Annotated in this window: 9 protein-coding genes; 1 reads left to right on the top strand and 8 read right to left on the bottom strand. The window is 71.7% G+C overall.

Going from position 1 to position 9,694, the window contains the following annotated elements:
- Window positions 1-242: 242 nt before the first annotated feature.
- The 3 genes from Ade02nite_RS24710 to Ade02nite_RS24700 form a co-directional block, all read right to left on the bottom strand.
- Window positions 243-1,334, bottom strand: coding sequence for a winged helix DNA-binding domain-containing protein (locus Ade02nite_RS24710; protein WP_203768476.1), 1,092 nt, complete (start codon window positions 1,332-1,334; stop codon window positions 243-245).
- A gap of 63 nt (window positions 1,335-1,397) precedes the next feature.
- The gene (locus Ade02nite_RS24705; protein WP_203768474.1) at window positions 1,398-2,045 is read right to left on the bottom strand and encodes a 4a-hydroxytetrahydrobiopterin dehydratase; all 648 of its coding nucleotides are present in this window, start codon (window positions 2,043-2,045) and stop codon (window positions 1,398-1,400) included.
- 18 nt (window positions 2,046-2,063) lie between these two features.
- Window positions 2,064-2,528 carry an Lrp/AsnC family transcriptional regulator gene (locus Ade02nite_RS24700; RefSeq protein WP_239169024.1) on the bottom strand — a complete coding sequence of 155 codons (465 nt, stop codon included), beginning with the start codon at window positions 2,526-2,528 and terminating at the stop codon, window positions 2,064-2,066.
- 98 nt (window positions 2,529-2,626) lie between these two features.
- On the opposite strand from Ade02nite_RS24700, the gene Ade02nite_RS24695 reads away from it, so the two are divergent.
- The gene (locus Ade02nite_RS24695; protein ID WP_203768472.1) at window positions 2,627-3,085 is read left to right on the top strand and encodes a DUF2000 domain-containing protein; all 459 of its coding nucleotides are present in this window, start codon (window positions 2,627-2,629) and stop codon (window positions 3,083-3,085) included.
- Here Ade02nite_RS24695 and Ade02nite_RS24690 read toward each other — a convergent pair.
- The 5 genes from Ade02nite_RS24690 to Ade02nite_RS24670 all read right to left on the bottom strand — a co-directional run bounded on the left by Ade02nite_RS24690 (window position 3,074) and on the right by Ade02nite_RS24670 (window position 9,302).
- The gene (locus Ade02nite_RS24690; RefSeq protein WP_239169023.1) at window positions 3,074-4,015 is read right to left on the bottom strand and encodes a phosphotransferase family protein; all 942 of its coding nucleotides are present in this window, start codon (window positions 4,013-4,015) and stop codon (window positions 3,074-3,076) included. The genes Ade02nite_RS24695 and Ade02nite_RS24690 overlap by 12 nt on opposite strands.
- Before the next feature lie 102 nt (window positions 4,016-4,117).
- The gene (locus Ade02nite_RS24685) at window positions 4,118-4,705 is read right to left on the bottom strand and encodes a GTP-binding protein (RefSeq protein ID WP_203768488.1); all 588 of its coding nucleotides are present in this window, start codon (window positions 4,703-4,705) and stop codon (window positions 4,118-4,120) included.
- 1 nt (window position 4,706) lies between these two features.
- Window positions 4,707-5,084 (bottom strand): DUF742 domain-containing protein, encoded by a 378-nt coding sequence (locus Ade02nite_RS24680; protein ID WP_203768490.1) that lies wholly within the window; start codon window positions 5,082-5,084, stop codon window positions 4,707-4,709.
- A gap of 91 nt (window positions 5,085-5,175) precedes the next feature.
- Window positions 5,176-5,580 carry a roadblock/LC7 domain-containing protein gene (locus tag Ade02nite_RS24675; protein WP_014447580.1) on the bottom strand — a complete coding sequence of 135 codons (405 nt, stop codon included), beginning with the start codon at window positions 5,578-5,580 and terminating at the stop codon, window positions 5,176-5,178.
- Window positions 5,577-9,302: a sensor histidine kinase gene (locus Ade02nite_RS24670; RefSeq protein ID WP_203768470.1), complete on the bottom strand. Its 3,726-nt coding sequence runs from the start codon at window positions 9,300-9,302 to the stop codon at window positions 5,577-5,579. The genes Ade02nite_RS24675 and Ade02nite_RS24670 overlap by 4 nt, the downstream gene beginning before the upstream one ends.
- Window positions 9,303-9,694 lie beyond the last annotated feature (392 nt).

Below are 9,694 nucleotides of genomic sequence, written 5' to 3'. Positions count from 1 at the left end.
GACCCCCAGCCCCGACCCCCAGCCCCGACCCCCAGCCCCGGCCCCCAGCCCCGGCCCTCAGCCCCCAGCCCCAGCCCCAGCCCCCGGCCCCCGGCCCCCGGCCCCCGGCCCCCGGCCCCCGGCCCCCGGCCCCCGGCCCCCGGCGCGATGATCGCGTCGCTCTGCGAGGTTCTGCTCGCCCTGGTGCAGCGCCACCTCGGACGGGCCCATGAGCGCGGGCCGGACCGAACCGTGCCGCCGAGTCAGGGTTGGTGCCACCTCAGCTCGAGGGCGGAGCCCAGGTGAGCGGCCAGGCGTTCCGCCTCCGTCGTCATGGCGCGGCGAACAGCGGCGGAGACGGAGGCGAAGGGCGCCAACTCCACTGTGGTGCGGCGGGAGGTGACGTGGTGGGTCCAGGTGCCGGTGACGCGGCCGTCGGTCAGCAGGACGGGGGCTATGCGGCCGGCCGGGCGGAAGACCTGGGGCAGGTGCCTGGGATCGATGAAGGGCTCCGCGCGGGGCATGCCGAGGACCCACGGATCGAAGGCGGGCAGCAGGCGGCAGGACGAGGGCTCGTCGGCCTCGGTCAGCTCGGCAAGGTCCGCGGTGAGGACCACGGCTTCGTGGCCGGCGAAGCGCACCGGAGTCGTCTCCTCCTCGACTGTGGCCAGCAACGAGCGGCCGAGGCGGTCCCGGGGTGGGCCCAGCCACCAGCGCGTGAGCTGGCCGGGGATGGTCGGGCCGTACGACCGGAGGAAGAGCCTGACCACGGACCGCAGCGACTTCGGCGCCGGGGCGGGGCGGGCGTGCGGGCCGAGCCAGTGCTCGGGTGAGGTGAAGCCGCTGTCGGTGAAGCACAGCAGCCCCCGGAACGAGGCGGCCTTGAGGTCGGAACCCCAGCTCGACGCCACCCAGGACCCGAGGCGCGGCGATCCGGTCAGGCGGCCGACCTCGGCGGAGAGCTCGCGGCGGGTCAGGACGCGGTGGTGGAGGGCGGTGGCGACGGCCTCGCAGATGCGCTCGGTGTCGGGGTGGCCGTTGTTGCCGAACTTGCGGAGCGTGCCGAGGGCGCCCAGCCACGTGGGCAGGGAAGCGGCGGGCAGCAGGTGCAGGGTGCCGCGCGCGGCCCAGAGCTTCACGAGGGTGCGGTCGTGCCAGAGCGCCTGCGGCAGGGCGCCCGGGTGATGGTCGCCGAGGCGGGCCAGCAGGCTCAGGTCGGCGGAGGACATCACCTGGGCGTGCAGGCCGCAGAGGCGTTCGGCCACGGCGGCGGGAGACCCTCCGGCGGGGCGCGGCGCCAAGCCGTGCCGGCGAAGACGCCAGGCCAGGGCGGCCCGCGCGGGCACGACGCGCATCAGATCACCGGACCGAGGCGGCCCGCACGCAGGCTCGCCTCCGGCCCCGGCTGTGGGAGGGCATCACCCCTGGCGGTCCTGCCACGTGCAGAGGCAGACGCGGTTGCCCTCGGGGTCGGCCAGGACCCAGAACGCGGGGGCCTCGGCGTCGCTGACCAGGGTGCCGCCGGCGGCCAGGGCCGCGTCGATGCGGGGCTGGACCTGGGCGGGCTCGATCCAGATGTCGGGGTGCCAGCGCTGGCGGGGCTCCTCGCTGCCGGACTCCTGGAACCACACCGCCGGAAGTATGTCCGCCGGGTCCACGAGGTCCTCCTGCCCGGGCGGCGTCTCCATGGCCATGATCGCGGCCCAGAACGGGCGCACCGACCCGTACGCGGGCGAGTCGAGCCCCCACTCCAGGCGGGAGACGCTCGCGCTCTCCATGGTCACTCCGGCGCCGGAGACGATCGACGAGACGGCTCGGGCCAGCCGGATGTCGCGCTGGGTGACACCGCGGGCGTCGTGGCTGGTCAGCCGCATGTCCACCGCGGTGTACCGCAGGGTCACGTCGGGGTGGTGGTTCATGCGTTCGGCCACTTCGCCGACGGCGTTCACGATCTTGAGGCCGGTCGCGAAGTCGCCCGTGTGGATGCGCGTCTGGAGACCACCGGGAAGGTAGACCCAGCCGTCGAGCTTCTCCTCCGCGATCTGCTGTCCGTTCAGCACTGTCATGCCCTCATGCTGCCGCTCTCAGCCGATCGGCGCGATCCGGTTGTTGCGGATGTGCTCGTAGACGATGGAGGTCCGCACGTCGGCCACCTCGGGACGCTCGGTGAGGCGGTCGATGACGAAGGCGTACAGGCTGTCGTTGTCGGGCACCGCCACGTGCACGATGAAGTCCTCGGTGCCTGTGGTCACGTAGACCCCGAGGGTGTCGGGCAGGGCGCTGACCCATTCGCGGAACGCCTCGATGTTGCGCCTCGACGGGGGACGGATCCGGACGGCGATGAGGGCCTGCACGGGCCGGCCGATCGCAGGCAGGTCGACGTCGAGGATCGCCCCGCGGATGATGCCGCGGCGGCGCAGCGCCCGGGTGCGGTCGAGCGCCGTGGTCGCCGAGACGCCGACCGCGGCGGCCACCTCGCGGTTCGTCTTCCGTGCATCCGACTGCAGTTCCCGGAGGATCGCCGTATCAAGTTCGTCCAGGTCCGCCATTACGGGCCTCTTTCCGAGATTAGTACGGATCGATTGCCGTCATACCTTATACCTGCCTAGCATTTTGCGAGAACGATTGCTGGAAGAACGGACGTGACATGATCGGATTTACCGCCGAGGAGATCGACCAGAGCGCACCGACCCGCGCCGCCCGCCTCAAGTGGGTCGTGGTGGTCGACAGCGCCCTCCCGCCGGGGCGCGCCACCAACGCCGCCATCTGCACCGCCGCGGCCACCTCGCGGGCCGTCGGTGGGCTGCTGGGCGACGACGCGGTCGACGCCGACGGCGGCACCCACCCGGGCCTCCCGTGGCTCGGCTGCACCGTGCTGGCCGCGGACACGGAGACCCTCCGCACGATCCGCCGCAAGGCCTCCGCCCGCCCGGACTTCTTCGTCGCCGACATGCCGGCGGCCGCCCAGCACACCCGCGTCTACGACGACTACCTGGCCGCGGTGAAGGAGACGGCCGCCGAGAGCATCGACTACTACGCGGTCAGCGTCGTCGGCCCGCGCAACCCACTCGACAAGATCGTGGGAAGGCTGCCGCTACTCGGGTAGGTCGAGTGCCTTCGCGATGTTCCACTCGGCCAGCTGGAGCATCCAGTCGCGGTCCGGGAAGTCGGTCTCCGCGATCCGCAACGGCCCCTCGATCAGGGCGAGCACCTGCGCGTACCGGTAGAGCTCCAGCCGGTCGGGGTCGAGCTCCACCGGCCGCAGGGCCGGATAGGCATCGCGGAACCGCATCTGGAGCCAGGCGTGCTCCCACTCCACGTCGAAGTGGGTGAGCCCCTCAATGTCGATCATCACGGGCTCGCCGCCCGGTCCGACGAGGACGTGGTCGGGTCCCAGCTCGCCGTGCACCAGCCCGTACACGCGGCGGGGTGAGATGGCGGCGTGCAGCCGTCGCACATGATCCTCGATCCGCCCGGACGCCGCCGTCAGGCGACCGTCGCGCCCGGCCACCGAACCGAGGTGCCCGAGCGCTCGGTCGAGAATCACGTCCTCGGCACGCCGCCCGCCCGGCGAAGCGGGAGACGTCCCGACCGCGGCCGGAGCGACGAGCCTGCCCCACGTCGCGCTGGTCGCCGTGTGCATGCGCCGCAGGGACTCGCCGAGCTCCGCCAACGGCGCGGCCGCGGCAGCAGGGTCGCGCTCCATCAGCGCCTCGAGCTTCTCCCCGCCCGCGTCCTCGACGATCGCCAGCCCCGCCCGCCGATCGAGAGACAACAGATGGGGCACGCGGACCCGCGCCGCCGTGAGGGCCGCATGGTTGGCGGCGAACAGCTCCAACCCCGAGGCGTCGGTGAACGGGTCGTCCGGCACGGTCTCGGCCGGCGGCCAGTAGTTCTCGGCGTCCGCCCAGGAGTAGAGGATCGCCGTGCCGCCGTCGCCGAACCGCAGTCGGTAGACGCCCTTCTTGGTGCCGCCGGTGAGCCGCTCCAGCCCCACCGGCGGCCGGCCGAGCGCTGCGGCGACCACATCGGACACCTCACCGAGCGTGAGGAACGTTCGCGCGTTCACAAGTCATCACCGATTTCGGGCACGCAGAAGCCCCGCTCCGACCCATCGGAGCGGGGCTTCAACCGATCGTCAGGCGGGCGCTACCGCGCGCGAGCGACGCATCGTCAGCACATACTCCACGAGGGAGATGAGGACGTTCTTCGTCGACTCGCGGTTGCGGGCGTCGCAGCTCACGACCGGGACGTCACTCGAGATCGCTAGCGCGTCTCGCACGTCCTGGGCATTGTGATACTGCATGCCGTCGAAGCAGTTGATCGCCACCAGGTACGGAAGGCGGCGGTGCTCGAAGAAGTCGATGGCGGCGAAGCAGTCGGCGAGCCGACGCGTGTCCACCATGACCACCGCACCGATCGCGCCCCGCACCAGCTCGTCCCACATGAACCAGAACCGCGTCTGGCCAGGCGTGCCGAACAGGTAGAGGATCAGGTCACGGTCGATGCTGATCCGGCCGAAGTCCATGGCGACGGTGGTCGTCATCTTGCCCGGCACCTGCCGGTTGTCGTCGACACCCACGCCGGCCGAGGTCATGATGGCCTCGGTGGTCAGCGGGGTGATTTCCGAGACCGACCCGACCAGCGTCGTCTTACCGACGCCGAATCCACCGGCGATGACAATCTTCGCCGATGTGACCCGTCCAGCAGAGGGACGGGGCGACATGTCAGAGCCTGCGAAGTCCACTCAGCACCCTTTCCAGCAGTTCCGTGCCTACCGCGTCGGTCTCGTCTTCCAGCGAGGTGGGCTCGTACACCGCGACAAGGCCGTCATGGGCCATGTCAGCGACGATCACACGCGCCACACCGAGCGGCAGTTGCATGCGTGCGGCGATCTCGGCGAGCGACTGAACACGGCCGCCGTCGCACATCGCCGCGATGTACTGATGCTCGCTTCCACCCTGCCCGCCGCGGATCCCGGATCGACCGCGAACGGTTGTCTCGACCAGCGCTTCCAGCGCTATCTCAAGCTTCGGCCGGGTCCGACCGCGGGTTACGGCGTACGGCCTGACCAGCGCGCCGGTCGGCTCATCGCGTTCGGGCATCGTCACCGCTCACCCCTTCCTCGAACCCTTAGAAGTGTCTCTTGTCGTCAAAGCTTTGAACAGCGGCCGGTGACGCCGGCCCGCTGCCCGTTCAGCCGAGCACCCCGGCCGCGGAACGCGGAGCCGGAGTGAGCGCCTCGCCGACGCGGTCGACGAGGAGGGCCATCTCGTAGCCGACCTGGCCCACGTCGCAGCTGCGCGCCGCGAGCACCGCGAACGAGGAGCCGTCGGAGATCGACATCAGGAAGAGGAACCCGTTGTCCATCTCGACGACCGTCTGCAGCACCGCGCCACCCTCGAAGCACCGTGCGGCGCCCTGAGTGAGGCTCACGAGGCCGGAGGCGATGGCCGCCAGCTGATCGGCGCGGTCACGCGGAAGGTCCCGCGAGGCTGCCAGGAGCAGACCGTCAGCGGAGACCGCGATCGCATGTGCGACTCCGGGAACGCGGTCGGCGAAGTTGGCCAGCAGCCAACCGAGATCCTGCGTAGATGTCATGCCTCATGCTCCTTGCCAGCCTGCGAGGACTGCTGCCCTCCCGGAGTCTCCTCCGGGTTGGTCGAATCTTTGGTGCGACCGCGCTGCACACCCCGGTGGTACGCGGACAGCAGACCGCGAACGCCCTCGGGGGTACGGCGCTGCCCAGGGTTGCCGCCCCGGTCGACACCGCCGGGGACGAGCTGCGCCATCGGCGTGCGCTTGGGGAGGCCCGCCGTGGTCGTGGTCTCGACCCGCGCCTCCGCCGCCGCCTGCGCGGCCTGCCAGCCCTCGTCGGCAGCGGTGCGCCACGGGTTGGTGGCGACGCTGCCGTTGGGGCCGCCGGCCGAGCCGGCGCCGTTGGAGGCACCGACACCAACAGTAGCGGGGTCGCGGTCGCGCGACTCGGGCGAGACCGCCTGCTGCGGCACGCCGACCGATCGCGCCGGCTCTCCGGTGGGGATGCGCTGCGAGGTCACCGGCTCGTCGATGCCGTTGCTGGACGGCTTGGCGGGCTCGGCGGGACGCGCGGTGGTGAACCAGGCCGACTCGAGCTCCCGGAAGATCGGCAGCTCCATCGTCTCGTCGGCGAACTGGCCCTGTCCGTTGTCGCGCTGCCGGGCCGCGGCCTGCGCCGCGGCGATCTGCGCGGCCGCGGTGGCCTGGGCCTCGGCGGCCTGCGCCGCCGCGAGCTCGTGCGCCGCCTTGGCGGCCGCGGCGGCCCGCTGCGACTCCTGCTGGTCGGCGCCGCCCGAGACCGGGGTCGCCGAGATCGGCGCGGCCGGCGGAGCCGACGACGGGATCGGCGCGGTCTGCGGGTTGACCGGGGGCTCGACCTGCGGCTCGCTGCGCTGCTCCGGACGGTACCGGGGAAGCTCGGCGGTCATGTCGAGGGCCGCGGCGAGGCTCTCCGGCACGTGCGGCGTGTGGCTCTGGTCACGCTCGGGCGCGACCGGGGGCCACGCCGGCGGGGCGGCCGAGACGGGCTCGTTGGCCGGTCCACCGGAGACCGGCGGGGTGGAGACCGGGGGCTCCATGCCGGGCGGCGAGGAGATCGGCTGACCACCGTAGGGCGGCGCGGACGGCACCGGGGGCGCCGACACCGGCGGCACGGGCGGGGCGGAGACCGGCGGGACGAACGGGTTGCGGCCCTGGGTCTCGGGGTTGGCCGGGAGCTGGCGCGGGATGGTGGCGCCGAAGCCGTTGGCGTCGCCGCCGCCCGGCTGGAAGCCCTCGCCGTTGCGGCGCTGCGGGAGCCCGTCGGGACCGGCGAAGCCCTGCGGCCCGTCGAAGCCCTGCGGCCCGTCGAAGCCACGCGGCCCGTCGAAGCCCTGCGGGGCACCGAAGCCCTGAGGACCGCCGAAGCCCTGCGGCTGGGCCGGCGACGTGGGCTGCCCGGCCGGGCCGGACGGCAGCGGCGGGATCGGCTCGTTGCTGCGCGGGCCGTAGAAGCCGTTGCTGCCGTTGGCACCGTTGGCACCGCCGCCGTTGAGGCCGTTGAGCGAGCCGTTGGACGCGCCGCCGCCGAAGCCGTTGGAGGACGCACCGGTCAGGTCGGACCAGGCGGGCACGGAGCGCCCGTTGGTGCCGAGCATGCCGCCGTTGTTCATCGGCGGGTTGGGGTCGAAGGGGCGGCCGGCCGGGTAGCCACCGCCGTGCCCGCTCTCGAGCGCGAGCGGCTCGGGCATGCCCGGGCGGCCCTGCTGGTCGTAGCCGGCGCCGACGGCCTGCATGCGGCCGGCGGTGGCGGGCTGCGCGCCGCCGGTCAGGACCGCGATCGGCAGGCCCACCTCGGCGACGGTGCCGCGCTCGGTGTCGGCCGGGCGGAGCTCGACCTTGACGCCGTGGCGGTTGGCCAGCCGGGCGACCACGACCAGGCCCATCATGCGGGAGACGGCCACGTCCACCGTGGGCGGGTTGGCGAGCCGCTCGTTGAGGTCGCGGAGCTGCTCGCGGCTGATGCCGATGCCGCGGTCCTCGACCGTGAGCAGCGCGCCCTCGCCGAGCCGCCGGGCCTCGACGATGACCGTCGAGTTGGGCGGGGAGAACGCCGTCGCGTTGTCGAAGAGCTCGGCGACCAGGTGGACCATGTCGTTGACGGCGTGCGCCGCCACCTCGATGTCCCGGTCGATCATGCCGAACTCGATGCGCGTGTAGTGCTCCACCTCGGACTGCGCGGCGCGGAGCACGTCGATGAGGGCGGCGGGCTCGCGCTGCACGCGGGTCGAGTCGGCGCCGGCGAGAACCAGGAGGTTTTCGTCGTTGCGCCGCATCCGGGTGGCGAGGTGGTCGAGCTGGAAGAGCTCGGCCAGCCGGTCCGGGTCCTCCTCGCCGCGCTCCAGCCGGTCGAGGTGACCGATGAGCCGGTCGACCAGGATCTGGGAACGGCGGGCGAGGTTGACGAACATCGTCGCGACGGAGGCACGCAGGGCGGCCTGCTCGGCCGCGGTGCGCACCGCCTCGAGGTGAACCGCGTTGAACGCCTCGGTCACCTGGCCGAACTCGTCACGGCTGCGCACCGGCAGCGGCTCGGCGATCTGGTCGGCGACCTGTGCCGGGGTGAGCGACGTGGAGAGCTGCGGGTCGCGCAGCCGGCTCACCGCGTGGGGCAGGCCGAACTGGGCGACCGAGAGAGCACCCTGCCGCAGCTCGCGCAGCGAGCGGGCCATCGACCGGGCGACCAGCCACGCGAACAGGATGGCGAGCAGCAGCATGCCGAGCAGGATGCTGGTCTCGATGAACACCCGCCGGTTCACGTCGTTGCGCAGGTCGGTGGCGTCCGTGACGATCTGGGCGTCCATCGTCTGCTCGATCGCGCGGAACTCCTTGCCGTAGTTCACCATCGCGGTGTCCCACTGGGCGGAGTCGAACGGGATCTGCTTGGTGTTGGCGCCCTGGAGGCTGGTCAGCTGGATGCTGTAGTTGGTCGCCGCCCGGCCCGCGTCGGTGTTGCTGATGCGGTCGAACATGTCGACCTCGGCCTGGGTGCCGACCGAGTGCAGCGTGGTGCCGGCGAGCTGGAAGCCCGTGTCGGGGATGAGGTACTCACGGCGCAGGCTGTTGGTCAGGTCGCCCTGGCCGACGATCTTCTGGCCGATGTCGCGCTGCTGGGCGATGTACTCCTTGGCGTTCGCCACGGCGGCGACGGCGCGCATGTGGTCGCCGAGCGTCGTGTCGTCGGAGAGCTGCGCCGCGACGTCCCGCACGGAGAGCAGGTCGTCGATCAGCTTGTCGTACGTCTCCTCGACGTCGGCCGTGCGCAGCTTGCTGTTCGCGACCTGGCTGCGCTTGGACGGCAGGTCCTCGAGGTTGCGGTCGAGCCGCAGCAGCAGCGTGCCGACCTTGTCGGGCACGTCGTCGAGGGCCGCCTTCTGCTGCGAGTACGGCACCTTGGCCTGGTCGACCTGCGCGTTCTCGGCGGTGTACGCCTTGAGGGCGTTGGCCTTGACCTGCTGGCCCATGCCGGCGGTGTTGAGGATGATGCCGTAAGCGCGTTCGTTCTGCAGGTGGTCGACGAGACCACCGGCCGCTTGCGACAGCACCGATAGATTGCGAGCGCGCTCCGCGTTGCTTGCTTCCTCGATGTGGTCGACCAAGCCACTGACGCCGACGATGATCGTCGCCAGGGTGGGGACCAACATGATCAAGCCAAGCTTCGACCAGATCGGCAGATCTCGTAGCCGATCGGCCGGCCGACGGAGACGCGACATGACGCCGGTCGCCGTCTCGGGGCGCTTGCTCACGTCACCGTCCTCCTGATTCGGGCCCGGCATTCGGCTCGCCGGGCGCCGCACACGGCCGACTGCCGCGTCGGGCCCCCGAGATTCCATCACGACGAGTGTCAAAGAGAAAGAGCCATCGAACACGGACCGGTTGTGTGACGCAATGTCTGCGCGCGGAAACCGGACTGTCTCACTGGCTGTATAGGGGTGCGTTTCTCAGTGTCACTCGTGCCGATCGACGCAGCGCGGGGGTGACGCTCGCCGATCGCGCCCGATCGTAGTGGATCGCGGCAGGAGGAACGATGTCGCGGTCCGACCCGATCGGCAAGGTGAGATGCCCGAATTCGCAGTGTTTGTAGGGACCATTCTGACCGAACGGATGAGGGACACCGCCGAACCGGCAGGGTTGCCTG

Origin of the sequence: Paractinoplanes deccanensis, assembly GCF_016862115.1 — a bacterium.
Lineage (GTDB): Bacteria > Actinomycetota > Actinomycetes > Mycobacteriales > Micromonosporaceae > Actinoplanes > Actinoplanes deccanensis.
The sequence above is the reverse complement of the archived record's forward strand: the minus strand, read 5'-3'. Positions and strand labels throughout refer to the sequence as shown.

Coding starts and splice junctions, on each gene's coding strand:
- Ade02nite_RS24675 (WP_014447580.1), bottom strand. CDS start 5,580: ATGACATCTACGCAGGATCTCGGTTGGCTGCTGGCCAACTTCGCCGAC.
- Ade02nite_RS24705 (WP_203768474.1), bottom strand. CDS start 2,045: ATGACAGTGCTGAACGGACAGCAGATCGCGGAGGAGAAGCTCGACGGC.
- Ade02nite_RS24710 (WP_203768476.1), bottom strand. CDS start 1,334: ATGCGCGTCGTGCCCGCGCGGGCCGCCCTGGCCTGGCGTCTTCGCCGG.
- Ade02nite_RS24680 (WP_203768490.1), bottom strand. CDS start 5,084: ATGCCCGAACGCGATGAGCCGACCGGCGCGCTGGTCAGGCCGTACGCC.
- Ade02nite_RS24695 (WP_203768472.1), top strand. CDS start 2,627: ATGATCGGATTTACCGCCGAGGAGATCGACCAGAGCGCACCGACCCGC.
- Ade02nite_RS24685 (WP_203768488.1), bottom strand. CDS start 4,705: ATGTCGCCCCGTCCCTCTGCTGGACGGGTCACATCGGCGAAGATTGTC.
- Ade02nite_RS24700 (WP_239169024.1), bottom strand. CDS start 2,528: ATGGCGGACCTGGACGAACTTGATACGGCGATCCTCCGGGAACTGCAG.